The sequence below is a fragment of the Sphingosinicellaceae bacterium genome (genome assembly GCA_019285715.1).
GTDB lineage: Bacteria > Pseudomonadota > Alphaproteobacteria > Sphingomonadales > Sphingomonadaceae > Glacieibacterium.
Window position 1 is genome coordinate 57,013 of the sequence record CP079108.1, and the last position, 25,419, is coordinate 82,431.

The following is a 25,419-nucleotide window of genomic DNA, read 5'->3' on the forward strand; positions in this document are numbered from 1 at the left end:
CTTCTCTAACGATTCTACCAACTAGGCGATGTGGGCGAGCGTTGCGGCGGCGCCACCGAGGTTGGCGTAGCTCGACAAGTGGGTAAGATCGAAGGCACCGGCACCGATGCCGTCGAAGGTGGTGAAGCCGGCGTGGAGCAGGTCGGCCGCGCCCCCGGCCTTCAGGGCGTAGGCGGCGATGTTCAGCCCGGTGGCGCCGTTCTTGGTGGCGAAGATCGAATCGAGCGCGATGCCGGTCTTCTGCTTGCTGTCCCAAAGGTCGATGTTGGAACTCCACACGACCCCACCGCCCGCGTTGCCGTTGTCGAGCAGCAGCGGCGCGACGTTGTGGTCGATCAGGATCTTGCTGCTGTTACCGACGTTGATGCCGGCCTCCAGGTAGCCGCCGGGCGCGCTCGTCACGGTGTTGCCGCGGACGATGCCGCCATCGACCCCGGTGACCGTGATGCCGTGGCGGGCGTCGCCGTTGTACAGGTTGTTCTCGATCGTGAAGTTGCTGTAGCGATACGCCGGATCCTCGGCCCGGATGAAGATGCCCTGGACACCGCCACTGGCGCCGAACAGCATGACGTTGTCGCGGATGAGCACGTTGCTCGAGCCCTCGTTGGCGCCGTTGTTCCAGAACTGGATGGCGTCGGCGTGGTCGGTTGGGGTCTGGGTGAACGACGTGAACTGGTTCTGGGCGATGGTGACGTCGTGTACGGCGACGAAGTCAAAGCCCTCGCGGACACCGGTGACGCTGTTGCCGACGACGGTCAGCCGGTCGAGCTGCGAGAACACCGCGGCGTTGTTCCATTGCTCGAAGGTCGAGTCGGCGACGACGATGTCGGTGCCGTTGTCGATCCGCAGGCCCATGCCGTCGTTGAAGGCATTGCCGTCCATCGATCCGGTGAAGTCGACGCCGACGAATCCGATGTGGCTCGAGCTGCTGACATAGACCGCCTGGGTGAAGTCCTTTTCGACCACGGTCAGCGGCCGGTGGACGTCGACGTCGTTGAAGACGAAGCCCGACGCCTTGTCGATGCGGATGTTGGCGAACACCGCGTCGTGGTTCGCATCGGCCGACTTGATCGTGACATCGCTGGTCATGATCTTGGCCTTGATGTTGATCGTGCCGTAGTCGCCGGGCGCCAGCAGGATCGTCTCGCCGCCCTTGACCACCGCGAGCGCGGCCACGAGCTGGGCGTTGGTGGCGACGTTCAGGATCTTGCCGGGGCCGCCGACGGGGGCTGCCACCACCGCGACCGCGCCGGTGAAGATGTTGTCGCGGACGACGACGTTATGCGCGTCGAAGCCGGTCGTGCTCCAGTCGCCCTTGGCGGCCCCGACGAAGCGGTTGCCGGAGATGAGCGCGTCCTGGAGGTTGGCGAGGTCGAACGACTTGACGACGCTGGTCAGGGTGTTGCCGCTGATCGTCAGTCCGGTGTCGCCCGAGAACAATCCGGCGCGGTTGAACTGTTCGAAGGTCGAGCCGGTGACCGAGACGCCCTGGCTGTCGGCGACACGCAGCGCGACGCCGTCGTTGGCGGCGTTGCCGTCCATCGAGCCGGTGAAGTCGATGCCGACCATCGCGATGTTCGACGAGCCGCTGACATAGGCGACCTGGGTGTTGGTGCTCTCGCCGGTCGCCAGCGTGCGGTGGATGTCGATGTCCTCGATGCGGAAGCCCGACGACTTGTCGATGCGCAGGTCCGAAAAGGTCGCGTCGTGGTTTGCATCGGCGGACTTGATCGTCACCGTCGTGCCCAGCATCTTGCCCTTGATGCTGACCGCGCCGTAGTCGCCGGCGGCAAGCAGGATGGTCTCGCCGCCGGTCGCGATCCGGATTGCGGCGGTAAGCTGCGCGGCGTTCGCGACGGTGATGGTCTTGGTCGACATAGGGCCCTCCGATGGCGTGAACTGCACGGTCGCCAGACAGCAGGCGACACAGTGCAGTTGACGTCAGGGGCGGGAGGGCTTTGCCGAATATCGTGCGGATGAAATGGGTTACCGGGATGGTAACCATGTCCGCGGCGGGTGATGGCCGCCTAGAAGAACGCCTGCAACCCGGTCTGCGCACGGCCCAGAATGAGCGCGTGGACGTCGTGGGTGCCCTCGTAGGTGTTGACCGCCTCCAGGTTCATGACGTGGCGGATGACGCCGTACTCGTCGGAAATCCCGTTGCCGCCGTGCATGTCGCGCGCGACCCGGGCGATATCGAGCGCCTTGCCGCAGTTGTTGCGCTTGATCAGGCTGATCGCTTCCGGCGCAAGGTTGTGCGCGTTGAGCAGGCGCCCGGCGGCCAGCGCCGCGGTCAGCCCGAGCGTGATCTCGGTCTGCATGTCCGCCAGCTTCTTCTGGACCAGCTGGGTCTGCGCCAGCGGGCGGCCGAACTGCTTGCGATCGAGCGTGTACTGGCGCGCCGCGTGCCAGCAGAATTCGGCCGCGCCCATCGCGCCCCAGGCGATGCCGTAGCGCGCGTTGTTGAGGCAGCCGAACGGGCCCGACAGGCCCTTGACGTTGGGCAGCAGGCGGTCGGCGGGAATGTGGACATCCTGCAGGACGATCTCGCCCGTCACCCAGGCGCGGAGCGAGAACTTGCCCTCGATCTTGGGGGTTACCAGCCCGGCGTCGCCGCGGTCGATGACGAAGCCGCGGATGACGTCCTTGCCGTCTTCCTCCAGCTTGGCCCAGACGACGAAGACGTCCGCGACCGGAGCGCTGGTGATCCACATCTTGGCACCGTTGAGGACATAGCCGTCGGCGGTGACGCGGGCGCGGGTCTTCATGCTGCCGGGGTCGGAGCCGGCGTCGGGCTCGGTCAGGCCGAACGCGCCGATCAGTTCGCCCGAGCCGAGGCCGGGCAAGTACTTCTGGCGCTGCGCCTCGGTGCCATAGGCCCAGATCGGGTACATCACGAGGCTCGACTGCACCGACATCGCCGACCGGTAGGCCGAATCGACACGCTCGACCTCGCGCGCGATCAGGCCGTAGGCGACGTAGCTCGCGCCGGCGCAGCCATAGCCGTCGATGGTTGCGCCGAGCAGCCCGGCCGCGCCGAACTTGCGCATCAGGTCGGGGTCATAGCTCTCGTTGCGGTTGGCCTCGCGGACGACCGGCGCGAGCTCGGCGGCGCAGAACGCGCGGGCCGAGTCGCGGATCATGCGCTCGTCCTCGGTCAACTGCGTCTCGAGCAGCAGCGGGTCCTGCCAGTCGAAACGGGCCCAGGGGTGCGCCGGGGAGGCTTCGGCGGTGTCGATCTTGGTGGCAATGTTCATGCGACGTCTCGTAATGGATGATTTCCGCCAACTCTAGCCACTGAGCGCATCAACGTGAGGCGGACTGCTGCGCTCCCGTGACGCGCCAGACCTTGTTGCCGACGTCATCCGCGACCAGCAACCCGCCCTTGGCGTCGACGATGACCCCGACCGGGCGGCCCTGCGCGTTGCCGTTCGCAGCCAGAAACCCGGTCAGCACGTCGACCGGCTGGCCGCTCGGCATACCGGCGGCGAAGGGCACGAAGATCACCTTGTAGCCCGATGGCGGGTTGCGGTTCCAGCTGCCGTGCTGGCCGACGAACGCCCCGCTGGCGAAGCTCGCGGGCAGCGCCTTGGCGCCGTCCGAGAAGGTCAGGCCGAGCGACGCGGTGTGCGGCCCGAGCGCATAGTCGGGCTTGATCGCGCGGGCGACGAGGTCGGGACGCTGTTCCTTGACTCGGACGTCGACGTGCTGGCCGTAATAGCTGTACGGCCAGCCGTAGAAGCCGCCGTCCTGCACCGACGTCAGGTAGTCGGGCACGAGATCGCTGCCGATCTCGTCGCGCTCGTTGGCGACCGTCCACAACTTGCCGTCCTGCCACGCCATGCCGTTGGGATTGCGGATGCCGGTGGCGAATTCGCGATGCTTGCCGGTGGCGCGGTCGACTTCCCAGATTGCGGCACGGCCAGCCTCGGCGGGGATGCCGTTCTCGCCGACGTTCGAGTTCGATCCGACCGTGACGTACAGCTTCGAGCCGTCGGCGGACGCGACAACGTTCTTGGTCCAGTGGTGGTTGATCGTTCCCGCCGGCAGGTCGACGAGCTTGATGCCTGGGACCGCGATCGAGGTCTCGCCCGTAGTGTACGGGAAGCGCAGCACGGCATCGGTGTCGGCGACGTAGAGGTCGCCTCCGACCAGAACCATGCCGAACGGCGAGTTGAGGCCCTTCAGGAAGACGCTGCGCTGGTCGGCGATGCCGTCGCCGTTGGTGTCGCGGAGCAGGGTGATGCGGTTCGCGGTCGGCGCGGTCGCGCCCGCCTTGCCCATGATCAATCCGGCAAACCAGCCCTTTATGCCCTTGCCGTCGTCGGGCTTCGGGGGCGAGTTGGTCTCGGCCACCAGCACATCACCGTTCGGCAACTGGTACAGCCAGCGCGGGTGGTCGAGGCCCTCGGCGAAGGCGGCGACGGCGAGTCCGGGGGCTGCAACCGGATGACCGCCGGCGGGCCAGCCCTTGGCGGGGGCGATCTTCGTCGTCGGGAACATCGTCGCGTTGGGGGCGGGCAGCTGCGGGTTGGGGCCGATGCCGGCGCTGACCGGCAGCGAGGCGGTGTCGCCGCACGCGGCGAGCGCCAGCGCCGCGGCGCAGGACAGGAGGGCAGTGCGCATCGAGGTTCCTTCTGGGCGTGTCGTCAGGTGAACGCGGCTTCGCCCGGCGGCGTTCCGGCGGCAAGCCTGCGGATCGCCGCACGGACCCGCTCCGGATGCTCGAGCGGCAGGAAGTGCGAGGCGCCGTCGATGCGCTCTACGGTCGCGCCGGACGCAGCGATGGTATCGGCATCGGGCTGCGGAACGGTCGACGCGACGGTGCCGTGGAGGAGCGCGAGCGGACCGCGCCATGCCGCCAGCGCTGCCGCGACGCCAGTTGTCACCGAGGCGAACGTCGCGCCTTCCCACGCCGGGGCGCAGGCCAGTTCGGCGCCCTCGGCGGTATCGCGCATACCGCCGCGGACGTAGGCGTCGAGGGCGGTATCGCTCCAGCCGGCAAAGACTCCGCGACCGCGCCAGTTGTCGCGGGCAGCGTCGCGTGAGGCGAACACCGAGCGCCGGCGCGCGGCCTGTTCCGCCATCGGGTTGGGGCGAGGGGTGCCCGCGCTGCGCGCCGCTTCGTAGGCGGCGGCGTCGGCGAAGGGAATCGAGGCCGGTTCGACGAGCACGACCGCGGAGGCGAGGTCCGGGCGGCGCGCCGCGAGTTCGAAGGACACGCTCGCCCCCATCGAGTGGCCGGCCAGCAGCCAGCGGCCGGGGTGGTAGCGCGCCAGCAGCACCGCGAGGTCGTCCTGGAAGACGCGCCACGAGGTCAGGCTCGCGGGGTCGGCGGGGAGGACGGACTGGCCGTGACCGCGCGCATCGCTGGCGACGATGTTGAACTCGGCTGCCAACGGGTCGAGCAGCTCGGCATAAAGGTCGGCGCACATGCCGGTGGCGTGGGCGAAGTGAAGCCACGGTCGGGCGGGATCGCCGAGCCATTCGAGGACGCCGTGGCCGCCGGTTACGGTGCGCTTCAAGCCGCTTCCCTCATCTAGACTCACCCGGAAGCAGCGAATAGACCGCCGTATCGCGGACAAAGCCGGTCCAGGTGACGCGGTTCCGCCGCAGGACGCCGTCGAGATGCGCGCCCAGCCCGGCGACGGCGGCCATCGAGCGCGCGTTACGGGTGTCGACGCGGAACTCGATCCGGCCGATGCCGAAACCGAAGGCGCGATCGATCAGCAGCGCCTTCATCCGCCGGTTGGCACCGGTGCTGCGGAGCTTCGGGTGGATGTACGTCCCACCGATCTCGACCGCGGCATTGTCGGCGTCGTGCATGTACGAGGTGCAACCGAGCACTTCGCCGCCCTGCAGAACCGCGAACGCCAGCCGGCCCGGCGTTTCCAGCATGTGGTCGAACGCGGGGTCGAAGGCGTCGCCGAGCATCGAATAGGGAAACATCGCCCAGATTTCCGGATCGGCCGCACAGGCGGTGCGCAGCCCGTCCCGGTGCGCTTTGGTGAGCGGCACCAGTTCCAGGTCGCCGTCGCTCAGCGGCGCGTGCAGACCAGTCGTCAAGGCTGGATCACCGTTGCGCGCGGATCGCCGCCGCCAGCTTCGCGGCAACCGGGGCGAGCTGTTCGATCGGCACCAGCGGCGTGCCTTCGGGCGGGATCATGTTGCGATCGCCGTCGCCGTTGTAGCGCGGGATGACGTGGAGATGCAGGTGGAAGACGCTCTGCGCGCTGCCGTTGTTCTGCAGCATGACGACGCCGGTGGCCCCGAGCGCGGTGAACTCGGCGCGGGTGACGCGCTGGGCCACCGCCAGCATCCGCGCCAGCTCGCGCGGCTCGATCTCGAGCAGGTTGCGGGCGTGCGACGTCTTGGAGATGACCAGCACATGGCCCGGCACCAGCGGGTGGTTGTCCATGAACGCCAGCACGTGCGCGTCCTCGTAGACCTTGGCCGCGGGCAGCTGCCCCCGGATGATCCTCGCGAACGGGTTCTGCAGGTCGTAGGTACCCGCCAGTTGCGGCGGCAGCATCTCGATGGCGCGCGGCGCGGCGATCGCAGGACCTGCCAGCAGCAGCGCCATCACCAGCACGCGGATCGTCGGCGCGCCGCTCACGCGTCGTCGTAGTCCGGCCCGAGCCGGAGGTCTTCCTCGTCGAGCTCGGCGATGGTCGTGACGTGCGCTGCCGGACCCAGGTCACGGGCGATATTCGGGCGCTTCAGGATCGCGTCGATGCGCGCCCCGGCGTCGAAGCTCTCGTCCCGGCGGAAGCGCAGCTCGGGAGTGTATTTGGTCGCCAGCTGGCGCGCGACCTCGCCGCGCAGGTATTTCGCGTGGCTGGCCAGCGCCTTGATGATCGCCTGCTCGTCGGCGTCGCCGAGCGGTTTCACATAGGCGGTGGCGATGCGCATGTCGGCGGTGACGCGGACCTCGCTGACCGAGACGATGGTGTTGGTCAGCAGTTCGTCGCGCAGGTCGCCGCGCAGCAGCACCTGGGCGAGCGCGTGGCGGACTTGCTCACCGATGCGGAGCAGGCGGACCGACTGGCCTTTTTCATTGGGGGAGACTTTCATGCGCGCGGTTTAGCGCGGACCGGCCGCAAGGGACAGTCCGGGGTGCCGGACCCTCACCAAGTCCCGGCCGAAGGAAGCGCTTGCGAGGCACTTGCAACAGTGGCAGTGTTTCTGATACTGATTCGCAACTCACTGCGGGAGTGCGTGCCTTGATCGTCTGCCACTGCAACGCCATTCGCGACGCCGAGGTTCGCGCCGTCGCCCGTGACTGCGGCGGCTGCGTCCGCAACGCCTACGCCCGCCTCGGCTGCGAGGTCCAGTGCGGCAGTTGCGTCGATCATGCCGAGGACATCATCGAGGCCGAGACGCGGCAGTTGCTCGCCGCCTGACACAGGTTCGTTGGTACGCTCGCCGCCGTTCGAATTGACCTTGCGCCCTCGGTTCCCGATAGTCGCCCGACGAATTCAGGAGCGACACGATGAAGGGCGACCCCAAGGTTATCGGGTATCTGAACGCGGCGCTCAAGAATGAGCTGACCGCGATCAACCAGTATTTCCTGCACTACCGGATGCTCGACCACTGGGGCTTCGCGCGCCTGGCGAAGTACGAATACAGCGAATCCATCGACGAGATGAAGCACGCTGACTCGCTGATGGAACGCATCCTGTTCCTCGACGGCCTGCCCAATTTGCAGGCGCTCGGCCACCTTCGTATCGGCGAGAATGTCGAGGAGGTCCTGCGCTCCGACCTCGCCCTCGAGATGGAAGCGCTCGGCCAGCTCCGCGAAAGCATCGGCTATTGCGAAAGCATTCGCGACTACGTCTCGCGTGAATTGTTCGTCCACATCCTCGACAACGAGGAGGAGCACGTCGACTTCATCGAACGCCAGCTCGACATGATCGCCGCGATGGGCATCCAGAATTACATCCAGCTGCAGTCCAAGCCGGCGGACGACAAGTAGGCCAGCTTGTCATTCCGGCCTTCGCGGGAATGACAAGACACGCGGCGCTCAGCCAGCCTTTGCTCCCGACGCCGCCTTGATGAACCCCCACACGTCGCTCGGGAACGGCGGCTTCATGTCGCCCGACCACTCGTCCATGCGGTCGTACATCGTGCTCGCTCCTGCCCACATCGCGGGCGTCGCGACCTTGGCGAACGGGCTCAGCAGCACCTGCCATTCCTTGACGAAGGCCTGTGCCGCGGCGCTTGCCGGGGCCATCGGCAGGGCGGCGGCGATGCGCGTGCCGAGGTCGGCCCATTTGGCGCTGTAGTCGTTCTGGTCGAAACCGGCGGGCACGGCGGCCATCTTGTCGGCCCATTTCTCTTGCTCGTCGTTGGTGAAATAGCGGTCGGCAACGGTTTTCCACGCGGCTTGGTCGGTCATCGTCCGGGCTCCTTGCTTGATGAGGTCGCAAAAACTGTCGAGGTCGGGCAGGCGTCCGGCGGCGAGCGCAGCCTGTGCCGCCTTCAGGCTGCACGACGCGGCGTCGAGCTCGCGGCGCCCGGCCTCCAGATGCCCCAGCTGCGCTTCGATCACCGCCGCGAGGTCGAGGCCGTCGGCCCCGAGCAACTCGCCGATCCGGGTCAGACCGAACCCCGCTCCCTTCAGCGCAGTGATCTGGTGGAGGCGCGCCAGTTCCGCCGCGCCGTAGCGCCGCTGGCCCGCGGCCGAGCGCTGCGCGGTCAGCAATCCGCGGCTCTCGTAGAAACGCAGCGCGCGGGCGCTAAGCCCGGTGCGGCGGCAGATTTCGGTGATCGGCAGGGTCTCCATGACCCGAGTCGTAACCGATGACGCTCCGTCAACCGCAAGCGCTTATTGCGACGCGTGCGGGCCCGGTGCATCCTCTACGCCAAGGGGACCGCCATGACCGATGTCTATGACTTCACCGCGACCACGCTCGATGGGACGCCGAAGCCGCTCGCCGACTATCGCGGCAAGGTCGTGCTGGTCGTCAACACCGCGAGCAAGTGCGGTTTCACCCCGCAATACGCCGGACTCGAAAAACTCCACGAGGACTTCCCCGACCTCGCCGTGCTCGGCTTCCCGTGCAACCAGTTCGGCAAGCAGGAACCGGGCGACGCCGCCGAGATCGCCAGTTTCTGCTCCCTGACCTACGACGTGAAGTTCCCGATGTTCGCCAAGGTCGAGGTCAACGGCCCGGGCACGCACCCGCTGTTCAAGTGGCTCAAGGCGCAGGCGAAGGGCGTGCTCGGCAGCGAGTCGATCAAGTGGAACTTCACCAAGTTTTTGGTCGGGCGGGATGGCAAAATGGTCGACCGGTTCGCGCCGACGGTGACGCCGGAGAAATTGCGGGGGGAAGTGGAGAAGTTGCTGAGGCAAGGTTGAGGCTTGCCCCCACCCCGGCCCTCCCCACTCTCGGTTCGCGAAGGCGCTCACCTTGGGGGGAGGGAGCAGCAGGATGACGCGGCGTACGCCGGCCGCTATACCGCCGCGATGTCCGCCACCTATCACGTAAAATCCTTCGGCTGCCAGATGAACGCCTATGATGCCGAGCGCATCGGCGAACTACTGGAGGCGGACGGGCTGATCGCGTCCGACATGAGTGAGGCGGACGTCGTCGTGCTCAACACCTGCCACATCCGCGAGAAGGCGGCGGAGAAGGTCTATTCCGACATCGGCCGGCTGCGCGAGCGGACGGGCGGAGCGCCGCGGATCGTCGTCGCGGGCTGCGTCGCGCAGGCCGAGGGCGCGGAGATCGTGCGGCGCGCCCCTGCGGTCGACGTCGTGGTCGGCCCGCAGGCCTATCACCGGCTGCCGGAGCTGCTGCGCCAGGGCCGCGCCATCGACACCGACATGCCGGCGGTCCCCAAGTTCGACGCGCTGCCGGCGCGGCGCAAGCAGGTCGGGACCAACGCCTTCCTGACCGTGCAGGAGGGCTGCGACAAGTTCTGCACCTTCTGCGTCGTGCCCTACACCCGCGGCGGCGAGGTCTCGCGGCCCGTCGCGGCGGTGCTGGCCGAGGCGGTGGCGCTCGCCGAGGCGGGCGCGCGCGAGCTCACTCTGCTCGGGCAGAACGTCAATGCGTACCATGGTGAAGATGCCGCCGGCACGCTGAGCCTCGCCGGGCTGATCCGGCAGGTGGCGCGCATCCCGGGCATCGCGCGGATCCGCTATACGACCTCGCATCCGCGCGACATGACCGACGACCTGATCGACGCACACCTCGAGGTGCCGCAGCTGATGCCGTACCTGCACCTGCCGGTGCAGGCCGGGTCGGACCCGCTGCTGCGGCGGATGAACCGGGCGCATACGCGGGGCAGCTACCTGGCGCAGATCGCGGGGATCAAGCGCCGCGTGCCGGGCATCGCGATCTCCGGCGACTTCATCGTCGGCTTCCCGGGCGAGACCGACGACGACTTCGAGCAGACGCTCAGCCTCGTCCGCGAGGTCGGTTATGCGCAGGCCTACAGCTTCAAATACTCGCCCCGGCCCGGCACGCCGGCGGCGACGATGGCGGGCCAGGTGCCTGAATCCGTGAAGGACGCGCGACTGTTCGAACTCCAGCGCGTCATCGCGGAAGGGGCGATCGCCTTCAACCGCGCGTCGCTCGGCAAGCGCTGCGAAGTGTTGTTCGAACGCATCGGTCGGCGGCCCGGACAGCTGATCGGCAAGTCGCCATGGCTGCAGTCCGTTTTCGTGAGTGACGCCAGCCTCAGGATCGGCGACATTGCCGAAGTGGAGCTGATCGACGCGCAACCGAACTCGATGGAGGGACGCTTAGTGACCCTGGCCCAGGCCGCCTGAGTGGCAAAACCCAAAACGCACCGCGAGCCGGTTGCCGGGACCGACCGGGTTCGAGTCGAGGCGGAGTTCGAGCGGCCGCAGCTCCTTGGACCGCTGTTCGGCCAGTACGACCAGAATCTGATCGCGCTGGAAAACCGCCTCGGGGTCTATATCCAGGCGCGCGGCAACCGGGTCACGATCGAGGGCGAGGCTGAAAGCGCGGCGCGCGCGCGCGACGTACTGACCGGGCTGTACAACCGGCTGTCGCAGGGGCTGTCGGTCGATCTTGGCGATGTCGAGGGCGCAGTGTCCGTCGCCAACGAGCCGTCGCTGTTCGGGTTGACCCACGCCGATGCCGGGTTCGGCAGCTCCGCCGCGGTCATCCGCACGCGCCGCAAGACCATCGTCGCGCGGTCGCCGACGCAGGTTAAGTACATCGAGGCGCTGGGGTCGAAGGACATTATCTTCGCGCTCGGGCCGGCCGGTACCGGCAAGACCTATCTCGCGGTGGCGCAGGCGGTCAGCCAGTTGATCGCGGGCTCGGTCGACCGGCTGGTGCTGTCGCGCCCGGCGGTGGAGGCGGGCGAGCGGCTCGGCTTCCTGCCCGGCGACATGAAGGACAAGGTCGATCCGTACCTGCGCCCGCTGTACGATGCCCTGTACGACATGCTGCCGGCCGAGCAGGTCGAGCGGCGACTGGCCTCGGGCGAGATCGAGATCGCGCCGCTGGCGTTCATGCGCGGTCGTACGCTGGCGCACGCCTTCATCATCCTCGACGAGGCGCAGAACACCTCGCCGCTGCAGATGAAGATGTTCCTGACCCGCTTCGGCGAGGGCTCGCGGATGGTGGTCTGCGGCGACCCGAACCAGGTCGACCTGCCCGACCCGACCAAGTCCGGGCTGGCCGACGCGGTCCGCAAACTCGACGGCATCGACGGCATCGCGACCCTGCGCTTCTCGTCGCGCGAGGTCGTCCGCCATCCGATCGTCGGCAAGATCGTCGACGCCTACGAAGGCCCACCGCAGGACGGTTGAGATGCTGATCGTCGAAACCACCGTAGCCGCCCCGGGCTGGGGCGACGCGACCGACTGGGAGTCGCTGGCCTCGAAGGCCTGTGCCGCAGCGCTGGCCGAGACCCCGCACGCCGGGCTCGACCGGGCCGGATACTCGGTCGAGGTCGCGGTCCGGCTGGCCGATGATGCCGAGGTTCAGGGCCTCAACAAGCAGTATCGCGGCAAGGACCAGCCGACCAATGTGCTGAGCTTCCCGATGGTCCAGCCCGACCTGATCGAGGCGCTGTCGGCGGGCGACGACGGCCAGACCCTGCTCGGCGACATCGTGCTGGCCTGGGAAACCGTTGCGGCGGAGGCGGCGGCGAAGGCGTTGTCCCCGCCGGACCATGCGTCGCACCTGATTGTGCACGGCCTGCTCCACCTGCTAGGTTACGACCATGGGGACGACGCGCAGGGGACACACATGGAAGCTCTGGAGACCGCGGCGCTCGCCGGGCTCGGGCTCGGCGACCCCTACGCGAGCTGAATTCCGGGCTACCGGATCCTGGACAATCGAACGATGAGCGAACCTCGAAGTAGCGGCGATTTCGGCACAAGGCTGTGGCACGGGCTGCGCGCGCTGCTGACCGGCACCGACGCCGAGCCGTCGCTGCGTGCCAGCCTCGAGGAGGCGATCGACGAGCACGCCGCCGCCGGCGAGCAGGGTGACGATCTGTCGCCGGTCGAGCGCACGATGCTCAAGAACCTGCTGCACTTCGGCGAGCGCCTGGTCGGCGATACCGCCGTGCCGCGCGCCGACATCATCGCCTTCGACGTCGACGACAGCTTCGCCCAGCTCGTCGCGCAGTTCCGCGAGGCCGGCCACAGCCGCATGCCGGTGTTCCGCGACAGCCTCGACCAGGTCATCGGCATGGTCCACATCAAGGACGTCTACGCCCATATCTCGGAGACCTTCTCCGACGACGTGTCGTCGAAGGCCTATGAGCAGATCCCCGTCGCCTCGCTGCTCCGCGAAGTTCTCCACGTTCCTGAATCGATGCGCGTCCTCGACCTGCTGGCGCGGATGCGCGCCGGCGCGACCCATATGGCGATCGTCGTCGACGAGTACGGCGGCACCGACGGCCTGGTGACCATCGAGGACCTGGTCGAGGAGATCGTCGGCGACATCGAGGACGAGCACGACGAGTTGGCCGAAAAGCAGCTGCTGGCGATCGGCGAAGGCATCTACGAGGCCGACGCGCGCCTCGACCTCGAGGAACTGCATGAGGCGCTCGGGGTCAACCTGGCGAACGACGACATCGGCGAGGACGTCGATACATTGGGCGGCATGGTCTTCATGCTGGCCGGCCGCGTCCCCGCGATCGGCGAAACCGTCGAGCACCCCGCCGGCTGGAAGTTCGAGGTCATCGACGGCGACCCGCGCATGGTCCGCCGGGTCCGGCTTTACCCGCCGGAAGTAGCGATCGCCTAGCGGCTGGCGATCCCCTCCGGCCCGGCAATCGCCGGAATCTCCCAGGCCCCGCCCGCTTCCAGGACCCGGAAGCGCCCTGCCTCGATGTGCTTCTCGGCAAGCACCTTCGCCAGCAGCTGGGGTGGCTCGTCGATGGCTTCCGAGGTCAGCTCGAACGTTCCCCAGTGGACCCCCAGTGCATAGGCTGCACCAAGCTGCCCGAACGCCGTGACCGCCTCCGCCGGGCCGATGTGATTGCCGCTCGGGGCGCCCTCGAGCTTGATCGCGCCGATCGGCAGCACCGCCAGCCGCACCGGACGCTCGGTGCGCGCTTCGAGGCCCCACTTCATGTCGCCCGGCCCGGTATCGCCGGCGTAATAGAGGTCGCCGCCCGGCAGGGTGACGCGGAATGCGGTCCACAGGGTCAGGTCGTGGTCGTCGACCCAGTGCGCGCTCCAGTGGTGGGCGCGGTGGAGGGTGACGATGACTCCGGGGGCTACGGCCACGGTGCCGCCCCAGTCGCGCGCCACCGCCTTGATGCCGTGGTCCGCCAGCAGGACGTCGTTGCCGAGCCCGGTGACGATCAGCGGGTGGTCGCGGCGCCACAACTTGCCCATCACCGCGAGGTCGAGGTGGTCGTAGTGGTTGTGGCTGAGCAGCACGAGGTCGATCTTCGGCAGGTCGGCGAAGCGCACGCCGGGCTCGCGGACGCGGCGCGGCCCGGCGAACGCGACCGGTGAATCGCGCTCCGACCAGACCGGATCGAGCAGGATGTTGAGCCCGTTGGTCTGGATCAGCGCGGTAGCGTGCCCGATCCACGTTACCCGCATCGCCGTGCCCGCGACGCGCGCTGGCGGGACCGAGGGCGTCACCGGCACCGACTTCGGCCAGCTGCTGTGCTGGCCCTTGCCGAAGGCACGCTCGAGAAGGCCGAGATTGGACTGTTTCTCCTGCCCGCCGGTGCCCTGCTCGCCGTCGGGATTGAAGAACTTGCGGCCGTCGAAGTGCTCGCTGACCGGCCCCGTGTAGAAGCGATCGCGATGCGGCCCGGCGGCCGAGCAACCCCCGGCCGCGATCAGTCCCAGCGTCGCGACGACGGTGGCAACAGCGAAAATTATACGCATCCGTGGCCCCCCGGCTGACTTCCGGCGGGCACCAAAGTCCGGTTCGCAGCGGCTGTCAAACCGCGGGCCAACGCACTGCGCCTTGCGCCGACGGGGGCAGCGGCCCTATGTGCGGCGCTCACCGACAGGACCGAGACACCATGCGCGCCGAGGGCCAGGCCCATATCGACTCCATCAAGCAGGCGCTGGACCTGCTGAGGAGGTTCCTTTGACTGGGATCGTGCACTCCGACGCCTCGACGAGCTGAACGCGCGGGTCGAGGACCCGACCCTGTGGAACGACCCCAAGGCGGCGCAGGCCGTGATGCAGGAGCGTCGCCGTCTCGACGAGGCGATCGGCGCGACCCGCGCCATCGAGCGTGAACTCGACGAGACCGCCGAGCTGATCGAGATGGCCGAGGCCGAGGGCGACGTGGCCATGGTCGACGACGGCATCGCGGCGCTGAAGGCGCTCGCGGCCAAGGCCGAGACCGACAAGGTCCAGGCGCTGCTGGCGGGCGAGGCGGACGCCAACGATTCCTATATCGAGGTCAACTCGGGCGCCGGCGGCACCGAGTCCCAGGACTGGGCGTCGATGCTGCAGCGCATGTATCAGCGCTGGGCCGAGCGCCACGGCTACAAGGTCGAGCTGATCGACTTTCACGCCGGCGAGCAGGCCGGGATCAAGTCGGCGACGCTGCTGCTCAAGGGCCCCAACGCCTATGGCTGGTCGAAGACCGAGAGCGGCGTCCACCGGCTGGTGCGGATCAGCCCCTACGACTCGGCAGCGCGGCGGCACACCAGCTTCGCCAGCGTTTGGGTCTATCCGGTGGTCGACGACGACATCGACATCGTGGTCGACGACAAGGACCTGAAGGTCGACACCTACCGCGCCTCCGGGTCGGGCGGCCAGCACGTCAACACCACCGATTCCGCCGTACGCCTCACCCACATCCCGACCGGCGTCGTCGTCGCGTGCCAGAACGAGCGCTCGCAGCACAAGAACCGCGCCACCGCAATGAAGATGCTGAAGGCCCGGCTGTACGAGCGCGAGCTGGCGATCCGCGAAGCGGCGGCAGCGGACGTCGAGGCCGGCAAGACCGACATCGGCTGGGGCCATCAGATTCGCAGCTACGTCCTGCAGCCCTATCAGCTGGTCAAGGACCTGCGGACCGGGGTGACCAGCACCGCGCCGTCGGACGTTCTCGACGGCGACCTCGACCCGTTCATGGCGGCAGCGCTGTCGCAGCGGGTGACCGGCGAGGCGGTGACCGTCGAGGACGTCGACTAGGGCGCCTACGGACCCGCGGGTGCGAACAGCACCAGCCACGTCTTGGGGCCGACGATGCCGTCCGGGACCATGTCGTGCTCGCGCTGGAAGGCGCGGACCTTGGCCTCGGTGCCCCCACCGAACAGGCCGTCAACACCGATCTTCAGGGCGGCCTGGAGCTGCTTCACGGCATCGCCGCGGCTGCCGTTCCGCAACGTCGGGCGGGCATCGGCATCGACCGCCGGAACCGGCGGCGGCACTGGCGTGGTGCCCGACATGAAGCCCTGGATCTGGCTGCGGAACGCTTCCATGTCGAACGACGGGTCGCTCTTGCGGCCGTGGGGCACGGCCCATTCCTTGTGGCCGCAACACATCCCGACGGGCAGGTCGAGATGGCGGAAGATCGCCGCGATGCCGCGCGCATAGGCTTCCATCTGGATCGACGGCCACGGCGTGTCGTTGGGAAGGCCGGTATTCTCGGCCTCGATGCCGATGAAGTTGGTGTTGCCGCTGGTCTGGCCGTGCCACTCGCCTTTGCCGGCGTGCTGGCAGAAGCCCGCGGCGATGACATAGAAGGTGCCGTCGCGGCCAAGCCCGAGCTGCGCCAGCGGGCCCTGCAGGTCGGGGCGTCCGGTCTTGATGAGGTTCAGGCTGGGCATGTTTCCGGTGACGGGGCCGGCCGTGTGGTGGCAGATCACGCCGCGAATATCACCCATGTCCTTGAGGCCGCGTGCGCGCCATTCCGGCACCTCGGCAACCTTCAGGCCGGCATCGAGCAGGACCTCCGCCAGCCAGGTCAATGAAAACGCCATGGTCCCCCTCCCGCTCAGTTCGCTGGTGCGGCGACACCGCCGGCGGCGGGCGGCAGCGCGTCGTCGGGCGTCTCCTCGGACGGATCGAGGGCAGCGTCGCTCAGGCAGTCGCCGCCATGGTCGTCGGCATCGGTAGCGGCAGGCGGTGCGCCGGGGGCCGACCCGGTCGCGCCCGCGACCGCGCCCCTCGCGTCGCCGCCGTTGCCGCCGCCCTTGCCGTCCTTGTCGTCGGATCTGGATGACAGCGGCGCGGCAACCTTGGGCGGATCGGCCGTTACGACCACCGTCGCCAGCAGGTTACCGACCAGCCGCTCGACGAAGCCGGCGAGGAAGCCGATCACCGCCACCAGCATCGGGCTATAGTGGTCCTTCGCGACCCCCGCGCTGCCCCTGGTCAGGTCGCTGACGTTGTTCGGATTGAGCTTCGCGGCGTCGGCACCGAAGGCGATGCTGGAGACCAGCCCGGTCCGGAAAAGCTCGATCAGCACGACTGCGCCGATCATCCCGATGATCACCCGCAGGACCGCGTCGATACCGCTGTCCCACAACCGCAGGTCGCTCAGCGGTGCCCGGTCGCGTGTGGCGATGGCGACCGAGAAGAACGCGCCGAGCGCCCCCGCCCCGGCGGCGAGCATCAGGTTGTTGCCTTCCGCTTCGTAGTTTTTCCAGGTGAGGCCGACCCAGGCGAGGATGAGCAGGAAGAGCGAGGCGAACGCTGCGGTCGCGACATAGAAACGGCGGGCCCGGGCGCTGCGCTCGTCCTCGATGTCGTGCTTGACCCCGTCGAGATAGAGCAGTGCCGAAGGGACGTCGTTCTCGAGCGCGAGCGACAGCGCGTCGGCTACGCGGCGGTCGTAGCGCGCGGCGGCGGCCCGGCGCTGCGGACTGTCGCCGTCGCCGGCGATCCAGCGATGGGCGCGGGCAATGATGCCCGGATGCTCGTCGGCGCGTCCACCGACCGGGCCGCGCCAGCCGTCGATCAGGCCGTTGATCTGGCCACGCAACGGGTTGATCGGCGCCAGCACGCGGCGCTGCTCCTCCTGCTTGTCGGGGTCGTCGTGATAATGGACGACGACGCGGTCGGCCGCTCGAAAGATCGCGTAGTGGGGTGGGTTCCGATAGTAGATCTGCCCGATCTTGTTACCGGTTTCATCAAGGCCGCCCTTGACGATGCCTGCGACATCCATCCCCCACCTCCGCTTTGTCCCCTTGCTGGTTTATCCTAATCGCGGGTTTTCGCCAATGTGAGTTAACTCACGCGGCGCGGAGGCGGATCGTGTTCCAGTAGGGGGCGACGATCGGGAGTGCGGCGGAGCAACCAGCGCACTCGGCCGTGGCGCGACCGACAATCCAGTTGGTCTGGCCGCAGTCGGGGCAGCGGGTCTCGACACCCGGTCGGTACATCAGAACGGACGGGGCCGGGTCGGCGCGCTCAGGTCTCGCCATGATGCAATACCTCTCCTACGCCGGGTCAACGTGCGACGAGTCGGTGTGGTTGCGTGACGAGTCGTCGATAATTGTGCATAACTTTTTCACCGCTCCGTGCAGCACGTGCTCCAGCGACACCGGCGGCGTTTACGTTGCCACCTCAATCCGGTAGCGGCTTGGCGGTGCTAAGGATTTTCTCCCCCGGCGAAAACGGCGCGGCGTGCGTCACCAACTGCGACCTGTCGACATTACCCGCCGGCGCGGTGTGGATCGACATGCTGTGCCCGACCCAGGAGGAAGAAGATTTCGTCGAAGGCGCGCTCGGCGTTTCGGTGCCGACCCGCGATGAGATGGTCGAGATCGAGCCTTCGAGCCGGATGTACGAAGACAACGGCGCGATCTACGTCACCGCCAACATCGTTGCCGGCTTCGGTACCGACAAGCTCGCTTCGACCGCGGTGTCGTTCGTCCTGACACCCGCTCACCTGGTCACCGTGCGCTACGAATCGCCGAAGGTGTTCGAGGTCATCAAGGCGAACTTCGAGCGCAACAAGTCGCTGACCGCCGACCCCGCGACGACATTGGGCCAACTGCTCGATGCCGTCATCGACCGGCTCGCAGACGGGCTCGAGCATGTCGGCAGCGAGATGGACCATATCTCGCAGTCCACCTTCCGCCGCGCGGTCGTCGGCCAACGCCATGCACGTCTGTCGACGGTGGCGCTGCAGGCGCTGCTGTCGCGTATCGGGCACACCCAGGACGTCGTCTCCAAGGCGCGGGATTCGGCGCTGACGCTGGCACGGTCGCTCAGTTTCCTAGCGTTCGCGCTCGGCAAGGACGGGCCGCGCGAGCATCTGAAGTCGCTGTCGCGCGACGTCGCGGCGCTGACCGACCACGCCAATTACCTCGGTAACAACATCACTTTCCTGCTCGACGCGGTGCTCGGCCTGATCAACCTGGAACAGGCGAACATTTCCAAGATTTTCTCGGTCGCGGCGCTGGTGTTCCTGCCGCCGACCCTGATCGCGGGAATCTACGGCATGAACTTCGCGATCCTGCCGGAGCTACACTGGCAGTACGGGTATATCTGGGCGCTGTGCCTGATGCTGACCTCGGCGGTGGCACCGTATCTGGTGTTCCGCTGGAAGGGGTGGCTGTAACGCTCAGTCGTCGAAGCTGCAGCCGTATTCGCCCTTGAACGACGCCGAGCGCCGGGCAATGCCGGGCACCCACGCCGTGATGCGCTTCGCCGCCGGGTCGTCGGACATCTGGACAATCTCCATGCCGGGCTCGAAGTCGGTGGCGCAGCTTTTCATGTCGCGGCCACCGGCGTAGCGGCACGAGCACACGACATGGGCGACATAGCCGCTGGCGAGATACGCTCGCTTGCCCTGCGGCCCGAACTTGAGCCACGCGAAGCCGCCGCCGAGCGCGACCAGCACGACCGCGACCAGTATCAACCAAGTCCTTGCCTTCACGGACGCGCCCCCACTAACGTCGCCTGGCGAGCAACACTGCGTCGCTTACGAGCAACACGAACTTCGCCGCGAGGGCGAGCAAGGGAGACTGAACCGGATGCGGGGCGTGCGATCAAGCCTGTTCGCATTCGCCCTGTGGCTGGGGGTGCCGCTGGCTGCCCAGACTACGGGCCAGACCACAGGCCAGACCGCGCTGGTCGACGCCTTCTTCACCGACCCGAAACTCGCCGAGACCCGCGCCGTCATCGTCCTGCAGGACGGCAAGATTGTCGCCGAGCGCTACGGCAAGGGCTATGGACCCGCGAACCGCCTGATCGGCTGGTCGATGTCGAAGTCGATCACCGCGACGCTGATCGGGCAGCTGATCGGCGAGGGCCGGCTGGTCCTCGATGCCCCCGCGCCGGTCGCCGCATGGCACCGCGACCCGGCCGACCCGCGCGGCAAGATCACGCTTCGCCAGCTGCTCCATATGTCGTCGGGCGTGCGCCACGACGAGCTCGGCAACCCCGACGTCCAGGACGCCGACACCAACCGCGCGCTGTTCGCCGACGTCTCCGCCGATGCCGCGACCTTCGCCGAGACGCGCCCGCTGCAGTCGCCGCCGGGCACGGCCTACAATTACTCGTCGCTGACCACGGTGGTCCTCGCCGACATCGCCGTGCGGGCGATCGCCCCCGACGCGCGTACTCCGGTGGCCCGGCGCGAGGCAATGCGGGCCTATCTCAAGTCGCACCTCGTTGATCCCGTCATGCCGAGCCTGATCTGCGAGTTCGATGCGGCCGGCACCATGATCGGCGGCAGCTTCTGCCACGCGACGCCGCGCGACTGGGCGCGCTTCGGGCAATTGTACCTCGACGGCGGCAAGGTCGGCGACCTCCAGCTCGTGCCGCCCGCCTGGGTCGTGTTCGTCCGCACGCCCGCCCCGACCAACCCGAGCTACGGCGGGCACTTCTGGCTCAACCGCGCCAATCCCAAGGCCGACGATGCGGCGCTGTTTCCCGATCAGGGTCCCGCCGACACCTTCTCCCCGGTCGGCCATCTCGGCCAGTTCGTGACGATCACGCCGTCGAAGCGCCTCGTCGTGCTCCGCATGGGCAAGACCCAGGATCCGCAGCTGGCCCCGGTCAAGGTCGCGCTCGGCCGGCTGGTCAACAGTTACCCCGACGCGCCATGACCGATCACCGGATCTCCGACGTCAAGCTCGACGAGCGCACCATATTGTGGCGCAACGCCGATATCGAGCAGGAGCGCCGCGTCGCTATTTTCGATCTGCTCGAGGCCAATAGTTTCAGGCCGTTGACCGACTATCCCGACGGCTACCAGGGGCCGTACCGCATCGTCATGGGGGTCGAGGAGGGCCGGCTGACGGTACAGGTCAACGCCGAGGACGACCGCCACCTCGAGAGCTTCGTGCTGCCGCTGTCGCCCTTCCGGCGCACGGTCCGCGACTATTTCGCGATCTGCGACAGCTATTACAAAGCGGTCCGCGCCGCGACCTCGCAACAGATCGAGACCATCGACATGGCCCGCCGCGGGCTCCACAACGAAGCGGCCGAGATGCTCATCGAGCGCCTCGGCGGCCGCGTCGAGGTCGACTTCGACACCGCGCGGCGCCTGTTCACGCTGATCTGCGTGCTGCACATCCGGGGGTAACCAAGTGTCCGTCCAATCCGACCGCTGGATCCGCGAGCAGGCGCTCGCGACCGGCATGATCGAGCCGTTCGTCGACCGCCAGCAGCGCGACGGGGTGATCAGCTATGGCCTGAGTTCCTACGGCTACGACGCGCGCGTGTCGGACGAGTTCAAGATCTTCACCAACGTCGACTCGGTCATCGTCGACCCCAAGGACTTTCACCCCAACAGCTTCGTCGACCGCAAGACCGACTGCTGCATCATCCCGCCGAACAGCTTCGCGCTGGCCCGCACGGTCGAGTATTTCCGCGTGCCCCGCGACGTGCTGGTGATCTGCCTCGGCAAGTCGACCTACGCCCGCTGCGGAATCATCGTGAATGTCACCCCACTCGAGCCGGGCTGGGAGGGGCACGTCACGCTGGAGTTCAGCAACACAACGCCGCTGCCCGCCAAGGTCTATGCCAACGAGGGTGCCTGCCAGTTCCTGTTCCTGAAGGGCAACGAGCCCTGCGAGGTCAGCTACGCCGACCGCGCGGGCAAGTACCAGGGGCAGCGCGGGGTAACGTTGCCGAAGTTGTAGCCGCCATCAGCCTCGCGCCGGCACCTTCGGCAGCCGGTTGTGGATCGCGGTCGCCGCGATCGCGGCGTGACCCATGGCGACGCTGATCTGGTCGAGGCCCGGCACGATGTCGCCGGCGGTCCAGACGCCGCGCAGGCTGGTCTCCATGTGGTCGTCGCCGGGGACGCAGTTGTCGCCGACCATCTCGATGCCGAGTTCGCGGGCGATGCGCGCGTTGGCGTGGGTCCCAAGTGCCGGGTACAGCGTGTCGAAGGTCTGGCTGCTGCCGTCCTCAAGGTCGACGCGGACGACGCCGCCGCTAAAGTCGAAGCCCCGGACGGCGGGCTCGACGACGGTCACCCGCGCCTCCGCCAGTTCGGCTCGCTTCCCCGCATCGAGGTCGGCGAAACTTGCCGGGAGCAGGGTGACATCGGTGCTGTAGGTGCGCAGGAAGGTCGCCTCCGCGACGCCGTGCGCATCGCTGCCGAGCACCGCGACGCGGCGATGCTGGACCTCATAGCCATCGCACACCGGGCAATAACGGATCAGCCCCTCCGCCACCGCCGCGTCGTGGGTGGCGTCGTCGAGCAGTGCCGGGCGATGGTTGGTGACGCCTGTCGCGAGCAGCACGGTCCGCGCCCGGATGCGCTCGTTACCCGCCAGTCCGACGAAGCCGTCGCCGTCGACCTCGACATGGTCGATCTTGAGGTCGCGGACCGTCACACCGTACTCGGTCGCCTGCTCGCGCATCCGGGCGAGCAGCGACGGCCCGGTGATGCCACCCGGAAAGCCCGCGTGGTTGTGGCTCGTGGGGATCCACCGCGCCCGGCTACCGCCCGCGTCGGCGACCAGCGTCCTGCGCAGGAAGCGTGCCAGGTAGATCGCCGCGGTCAGCCCGGCGGGACCGCCGCCGACGATCAGGCAATCGAGCATGTCGTCATCGGGTCCTGTGGGGGGCATGGGTGTTTCCGGGGCGGCTCTTCCGCCGCACCCTCCAACGCGTTAGGTGACGAAGATGGACCAGATCGTCATTCGCGGTGGGCGCACACTTTCCGGCAGCATTCAAATCTCGGGGGCCAAGAACGCGGCGCTGACGCTGATGCCGTGCGCGTTGCTGTCGGAGGAACCGCTGACGCTGCGCAACCTGCCGCGCCTCGCCGATATCGACACCTTCGGCCACCTGCTCAACAATCACGGCGTCTCGACCACCATCGAGGGCTCGCACCCGGCAGAGTTCGGGCGGGTGATGACGCTCAGGGCCAACCGCATCACCTCGACGGTCGCGCCGTATGATATCGTCCGCAAGATGCGCGCCTCGATCCTCGTGCTCGGGCCGCTGCTGGCGCGGGCCGGCGAGGCGACGGTCAGCCTGCCCGGCGGCTGCGCCATCGGCAACCGCCCGATCGACCTGCACCTGAAGGCGCTGGAGCACCTCGGCGCGGAGATCGAAGTGTCGGCGGGGTACGTCAAGGCGACCGCCCGGAACGGCCTGCGCGGTGGCCGCTACGTGTTTCCGATGGTCTCGGTCGGGGCGACCGAGAACGCCCTGATGGCGGCCGTGCTGGCCAGGGGCGAGAGCGTGCTGGAAAACGCCGCGCGCGAGCCCGAGATCATCGACCTGTGCCGCTGCCTGATCGCGATGGGGGCCAGGATCGACGGCGTCGGCACCGAGCACCTGACCATCCAGGGCGTATCCAAGCTCCACGGCGCGACCTATGCCGTGATGCCCGACCGGATCGAAACCGGCAGCTACGCCTGCGCTGCGGCGATCACCGGCGGCGAACTCGAGCTTTTGGGGGCCGAGGAAGCGACGCTGGGCGCGACCTTCGATGCGCTGCGCGAGGCCGGCGTCGAGGCGACCCCGACGGCACGCGGCCTGATGGTGCGCCGCGCCAACGGCCTCCACGGCATTACCGTCTCGACCGCACCGTACCCGGGCTTCCCGACCGACATGCAGGCGCAATTCATGGCGATGCTCAGTGTCGCCGACGGGGCGTCACTGCTGACCGAGACGATCTTCGAGAACCGCTACATGCACGTGCCCGAGCTGGCACGGATGGGGGCCGACATCACGGTCCGCGGCCGCTCGGCGATCGTGCGCGGCGTGGCTGGGCTGGTTGGGGCCGAGGTCATGGCGACCGACCTCCGCGCCTCGATGAGCCTCGTGCTGGCCGGGCTGGCGGCGAAGGGCGAGACCATCGTCAACCGGGTCTATCACCTCGACCGCGGCTACGAACGGCTCGAGGAGAAGCTGTCCGCGGTGGGCGCCGACATCGAGCGCATTTCCGATGGCTGAGAGAGTGGGGACTGAGAAAGCGGGGGCCGAGCCGCTCCGGCTGCTGGCGCAGGAAGCGGACGACGTGCCGGCGCTGTCGGCGCTGGTCCAGTCGGCGGCGCTGCGCTGCGACGAGATCGCCTACGACGCGCGCGCCCGGCGGCTGGTGCTGATGCTCAGCCGCTACCGCTGGGAGGCGGCCGACAAGACCCGCGTCCGCGCGGCGCTGCGCATCGAGTGCGTCACCGGGGTCAAGCGCAAGGCGTGGCCGATCGGCGAGGCGGTACTCGAACTGCTGGCGCTGGAGTACGCCGGCGGCGCACTGACGCTGAGCTTTGCCGACGGCGCGACCTTGCGGGTCGAGGTCGAATGCCCCGACCTTGTGCTCGAGGACCTGACCGAGCCGTGGCCGGCGATCCGAGAACCCAGGCACGACTGAGCGCTCGGGAACGGCTGGCCGCGGCGCCGCGTTGGCAGGGTGAAGGAGACCCGCCATGTCCGATCAGAACGACAACAGCCCCGCACCGCCGACCACCGCCCACGCCGACGATCGCGAGCTCGGCTACGGTGCGGTCGACGCGCGCCCCGACGATGGTGCGTCGGGTGAAGTCGCGGGTGCACTCAACAGTGGCGGGCAATCGGCGGGCAACGCCTACCCAAGCACCGCGCCCGCGACCGACGGCGGCAAGCACGACGGCCAGTCCGAGCAGGGTTATTCGGGTACCCCGAACCCCAACGCGACCAGCACCGGGGACGACTAGCATGACCGCGCGTCCCGAGGACCAGCCGCTGCCGCTCGACCGGGGCCACGCCGAGAAGGCGGGCCGCCCGCCGCGCGACAGCGCCGACGACGGTAAGCGCGGCGGGCAGTCCCAGGGCGGCAAGCCGGGTGCCGGGCACATGCACCGCGAGCAGACCGCCCCTGGGTTGGCGACCGGCAAGAAGGTCGACGACGCGAAGTAGAGCGCAGGCTGGTCCTTCAGGGCGACCAATCTTTCGCATCCTCGAGCGAAAGCCCGAAAGTGGAGGATTCTTGTCAGTCCGATTAACGTCGACCACACGTGGAAACGGCCGTTTCATCCCGTTGACTTGTCCGCACCGAGAAAGCAGCAAGCAGGTCCGGACACCGCTCCGCAACCGGCACGCGCACCGCCGCCCCTGCCTGCAAAGGAAAAGACGATGGCGGACTCCGTTTTGGATGGGATTGCGTTCGGACGCGTGGCGCCGGGGATTTGCGTTCGAGACATCCACGCCGCCCACAATTTCTATTCGCGCGTATTGGGCTTCGAAAAGGTCTTCGAAAACGGTGATCCAGTCGGCTTTATGGTGATGAAAAAGGATCGCGCCGAAATCCACCTGAGCCAGAAGATCGACCACAAGGCTTCAACGGTCAACGTCATGCACATGTTCGTCAGTGACGTGGCAGCGCTTTACGCTGTTTGCGAGGCCGGGGGCGTGAGGATCATCAAAAGCCTCATGGACACAGACTACGGGCAGCGGGCGTTCGTGTTTGCTGACCCGGATGGCAATCGGATCGATATAGGCGAACGACGGCTTTAGCCCCGCTTGCCGCCGAGGGCCGCTTTTGGGCGGCCAGCGAGAGGAGAGTGAACGTCCACTTCTCGGCGAAACCGGTCGTC

31 protein-coding genes are annotated in these 25,419 nt (G+C 67.9%); 17 read left to right on the plus strand and 14 right to left on the minus strand.

Features of this window, described 5'->3' with window-relative positions; all coding sequences use genetic code 11:
* Window positions 1–21: 21 nt before the first annotated feature.
* From KX816_00300 to rbfA, 7 genes are all read right to left on the minus strand, one after another.
* Window positions 22–1,878, minus strand: coding sequence for a right-handed parallel beta-helix repeat-containing protein (locus KX816_00300; GenBank protein ID QXQ06571.1), 1,857 nt, complete (start codon window positions 1,876–1,878; stop codon window positions 22–24).
* 149 nt (window positions 1,879–2,027) lie between these two features.
* The gene (locus KX816_00305; protein QXQ06572.1) at window positions 2,028–3,257 is read right to left on the minus strand and encodes an acyl-CoA dehydrogenase; all 1,230 of its coding nucleotides are present in this window, start codon (window positions 3,255–3,257) and stop codon (window positions 2,028–2,030) included.
* Window positions 3,258–3,306: 49 nt separating this feature from the next.
* The gene (locus KX816_00310; GenBank protein ID QXQ06573.1) at window positions 3,307–4,626 is read right to left on the minus strand and encodes a sorbosone dehydrogenase family protein; all 1,320 of its coding nucleotides are present in this window, start codon (window positions 4,624–4,626) and stop codon (window positions 3,307–3,309) included.
* Window positions 4,627–4,649: 23 nt separating this feature from the next.
* The gene (locus KX816_00315) at window positions 4,650–5,525 is read right to left on the minus strand and encodes an alpha/beta hydrolase (protein ID QXQ06574.1); all 876 of its coding nucleotides are present in this window, start codon (window positions 5,523–5,525) and stop codon (window positions 4,650–4,652) included.
* Between the two features lie 10 nt (window positions 5,526–5,535).
* Window positions 5,536–6,066, minus strand: coding sequence for a GNAT family N-acetyltransferase (locus tag KX816_00320; protein ID QXQ06575.1), 531 nt, complete (start codon window positions 6,064–6,066; stop codon window positions 5,536–5,538).
* 7 nt (window positions 6,067–6,073) lie between these two features.
* Window positions 6,074–6,616, minus strand: a complete 543-nt coding sequence (locus KX816_00325; GenBank protein ID QXQ06576.1) for an HIT family protein — start codon at window positions 6,614–6,616, stop codon at window positions 6,074–6,076.
* A complete protein-coding gene (gene rbfA, locus KX816_00330; protein ID QXQ06577.1) occupies window positions 6,613–7,074 on the minus strand; it encodes a 30S ribosome-binding factor RbfA in 462 nt (153 codons plus the stop codon). The genes KX816_00325 and rbfA overlap by 4 nt, the downstream gene beginning before the upstream one ends.
* Before the next feature lie 149 nt (window positions 7,075–7,223).
* Between rbfA and KX816_00335 the strand changes: the two genes are divergently transcribed.
* Window positions 7,224–7,403, plus strand: coding sequence for a hypothetical protein (locus tag KX816_00335; protein QXQ08314.1), 180 nt, complete (start codon window positions 7,224–7,226; stop codon window positions 7,401–7,403).
* A gap of 89 nt (window positions 7,404–7,492) precedes the next feature.
* Window positions 7,493–7,975, plus strand: a complete 483-nt coding sequence (bfr, locus tag KX816_00340) for a bacterioferritin (GenBank protein QXQ06578.1) — start codon at window positions 7,493–7,495, stop codon at window positions 7,973–7,975.
* Window positions 7,976–8,023: 48 nt separating this feature from the next.
* Here the strand turns inward: bfr and KX816_00345 are convergent, their stop codons facing one another.
* Window positions 8,024–8,785: a MerR family transcriptional regulator gene (locus KX816_00345; protein ID QXQ06579.1), complete on the minus strand. Its 762-nt coding sequence runs from the start codon at window positions 8,783–8,785 to the stop codon at window positions 8,024–8,026.
* Window positions 8,786–8,878: 93 nt separating this feature from the next.
* Between KX816_00345 and KX816_00350 the strand changes: the two genes are divergently transcribed.
* From KX816_00350 to KX816_00370, 5 genes are all read left to right on the plus strand, one after another.
* On the plus strand, window positions 8,879–9,361 hold the full coding sequence (locus KX816_00350) for a glutathione peroxidase (protein QXQ06580.1): 483 nt from the start codon (window positions 8,879–8,881) through the stop codon (window positions 9,359–9,361).
* A 108-nt stretch (window positions 9,362–9,469) separates the two neighbouring features.
* The gene (gene miaB / locus KX816_00355) at window positions 9,470–10,780 is read left to right on the plus strand and encodes a tRNA (N6-isopentenyl adenosine(37)-C2)-methylthiotransferase MiaB (GenBank protein ID QXQ06581.1); all 1,311 of its coding nucleotides are present in this window, start codon (window positions 9,470–9,472) and stop codon (window positions 10,778–10,780) included.
* Window positions 10,781–11,794 (plus strand): PhoH family protein, encoded by a 1,014-nt coding sequence (locus tag KX816_00360; protein QXQ06582.1) that lies wholly within the window; start codon window positions 10,781–10,783, stop codon window positions 11,792–11,794.
* Between the two features lies 1 nt (window position 11,795).
* On the plus strand, window positions 11,796–12,299 hold the full coding sequence (gene ybeY / locus KX816_00365; protein QXQ06583.1) for an rRNA maturation RNase YbeY: 504 nt from the start codon (window positions 11,796–11,798) through the stop codon (window positions 12,297–12,299).
* A gap of 33 nt (window positions 12,300–12,332) precedes the next feature.
* Window positions 12,333–13,244: a hemolysin family protein gene (locus KX816_00370; GenBank protein QXQ06584.1), complete on the plus strand. Its 912-nt coding sequence runs from the start codon at window positions 12,333–12,335 to the stop codon at window positions 13,242–13,244.
* Here KX816_00370 and KX816_00375 read toward each other — a convergent pair.
* A complete protein-coding gene (locus KX816_00375; GenBank protein QXQ06585.1) occupies window positions 13,241–14,347 on the minus strand; it encodes an MBL fold metallo-hydrolase in 1,107 nt (368 codons plus the stop codon). The two genes, KX816_00370 and KX816_00375, sit on opposite strands and share 4 nt — an antisense overlap.
* Before the next feature lie 140 nt (window positions 14,348–14,487).
* Between KX816_00375 and prfB the strand changes: the two genes are divergently transcribed.
* A protein-coding gene (gene prfB / locus KX816_00380) for a peptide chain release factor 2 (protein QXQ06586.1) occupies window positions 14,488–15,616 on the plus strand; the annotation gives its coding sequence in 2 pieces (ribosomal slippage) (window positions 14,488–14,550 and window positions 14,552–15,616; 1,128 coding nt in all).
* Window positions 15,617–15,621: 5 nt separating this feature from the next.
* Here prfB and KX816_00385 read toward each other — a convergent pair.
* The 3 genes from KX816_00385 to KX816_00395 form a co-directional block, all read right to left on the minus strand.
* Window positions 15,622–16,407 carry an N-acetylmuramoyl-L-alanine amidase gene (locus tag KX816_00385; protein ID QXQ06587.1) on the minus strand — a complete coding sequence of 262 codons (786 nt, stop codon included), beginning with the start codon at window positions 16,405–16,407 and terminating at the stop codon, window positions 15,622–15,624.
* A gap of 14 nt (window positions 16,408–16,421) precedes the next feature.
* Window positions 16,422–17,594 (minus strand): hypothetical protein, encoded by a 1,173-nt coding sequence (locus KX816_00390; GenBank protein ID QXQ06588.1) that lies wholly within the window; start codon window positions 17,592–17,594, stop codon window positions 16,422–16,424.
* A gap of 67 nt (window positions 17,595–17,661) precedes the next feature.
* The gene (locus tag KX816_00395; GenBank protein ID QXQ06589.1) at window positions 17,662–17,853 is read right to left on the minus strand and encodes a hypothetical protein; all 192 of its coding nucleotides are present in this window, start codon (window positions 17,851–17,853) and stop codon (window positions 17,662–17,664) included.
* 158 nt (window positions 17,854–18,011) lie between these two features.
* Here KX816_00395 and KX816_00400 point away from each other — a divergent pair, with 158 nt between their 5' ends.
* On the plus strand, window positions 18,012–18,995 hold the full coding sequence (locus tag KX816_00400) for a magnesium transporter CorA family protein (protein ID QXQ06590.1): 984 nt from the start codon (window positions 18,012–18,014) through the stop codon (window positions 18,993–18,995).
* 3 nt (window positions 18,996–18,998) lie between these two features.
* Here the strand turns inward: KX816_00400 and KX816_00405 are convergent, their stop codons facing one another.
* Window positions 18,999–19,313 carry a hypothetical protein gene (locus tag KX816_00405; protein ID QXQ06591.1) on the minus strand — a complete coding sequence of 105 codons (315 nt, stop codon included), beginning with the start codon at window positions 19,311–19,313 and terminating at the stop codon, window positions 18,999–19,001.
* 106 nt (window positions 19,314–19,419) lie between these two features.
* On the opposite strand from KX816_00405, the gene KX816_00410 reads away from it, so the two are divergent.
* From KX816_00410 to dcd, 3 genes are read left to right on the plus strand one after another with little or no spacing between them, the layout of a single operon-like run.
* Window positions 19,420–20,487, plus strand: coding sequence for a beta-lactamase family protein (locus KX816_00410; GenBank protein QXQ06592.1), 1,068 nt, complete (start codon window positions 19,420–19,422; stop codon window positions 20,485–20,487).
* The gene (locus KX816_00415) at window positions 20,484–20,966 is read left to right on the plus strand and encodes a UPF0262 family protein (GenBank protein ID QXQ06593.1); all 483 of its coding nucleotides are present in this window, start codon (window positions 20,484–20,486) and stop codon (window positions 20,964–20,966) included. Before KX816_00410 ends, KX816_00415 begins: the two co-directional genes overlap by 4 nt.
* 4 nt (window positions 20,967–20,970) lie before the next feature.
* Window positions 20,971–21,525 (plus strand): dCTP deaminase, encoded by a 555-nt coding sequence (gene dcd, locus KX816_00420; protein ID QXQ06594.1) that lies wholly within the window; start codon window positions 20,971–20,973, stop codon window positions 21,523–21,525.
* 6 nt (window positions 21,526–21,531) lie between these two features.
* On the opposite strand, the gene KX816_00425 is transcribed toward dcd, so the two are convergent.
* Window positions 21,532–22,437 carry an NAD(P)/FAD-dependent oxidoreductase gene (locus KX816_00425; GenBank protein ID QXQ08315.1) on the minus strand — a complete coding sequence of 302 codons (906 nt, stop codon included), beginning with the start codon at window positions 22,435–22,437 and terminating at the stop codon, window positions 21,532–21,534.
* 82 nt (window positions 22,438–22,519) lie between these two features.
* Between KX816_00425 and murA the strand changes: the two genes are divergently transcribed.
* From murA to KX816_00450, 5 genes are all read left to right on the plus strand, one after another.
* Entirely contained in the window at window positions 22,520–23,800 is a 1,281-nt protein-coding gene (gene murA / locus KX816_00430; GenBank protein QXQ06595.1) for a UDP-N-acetylglucosamine 1-carboxyvinyltransferase, read from the plus strand.
* Between the two features lie 4 nt (window positions 23,801–23,804).
* Window positions 23,805–24,218 (plus strand): DUF2948 family protein, encoded by a 414-nt coding sequence (locus tag KX816_00435; protein QXQ06596.1) that lies wholly within the window; start codon window positions 23,805–23,807, stop codon window positions 24,216–24,218.
* Between the two features lie 55 nt (window positions 24,219–24,273).
* Window positions 24,274–24,540 carry a hypothetical protein gene (locus tag KX816_00440; protein QXQ06597.1) on the plus strand — a complete coding sequence of 89 codons (267 nt, stop codon included), beginning with the start codon at window positions 24,274–24,276 and terminating at the stop codon, window positions 24,538–24,540.
* Between the two features lies 1 nt (window position 24,541).
* Complete coding sequence (locus KX816_00445; protein QXQ06598.1) at window positions 24,542–24,742, plus strand: hypothetical protein; 201 nt, start codon at window positions 24,542–24,544, stop codon at window positions 24,740–24,742.
* A 216-nt stretch (window positions 24,743–24,958) separates the two neighbouring features.
* Window positions 24,959–25,339, plus strand: a complete 381-nt coding sequence (locus tag KX816_00450; protein QXQ06599.1) for a VOC family protein — start codon at window positions 24,959–24,961, stop codon at window positions 25,337–25,339.
* Window positions 25,340–25,419 lie beyond the last annotated feature (80 nt).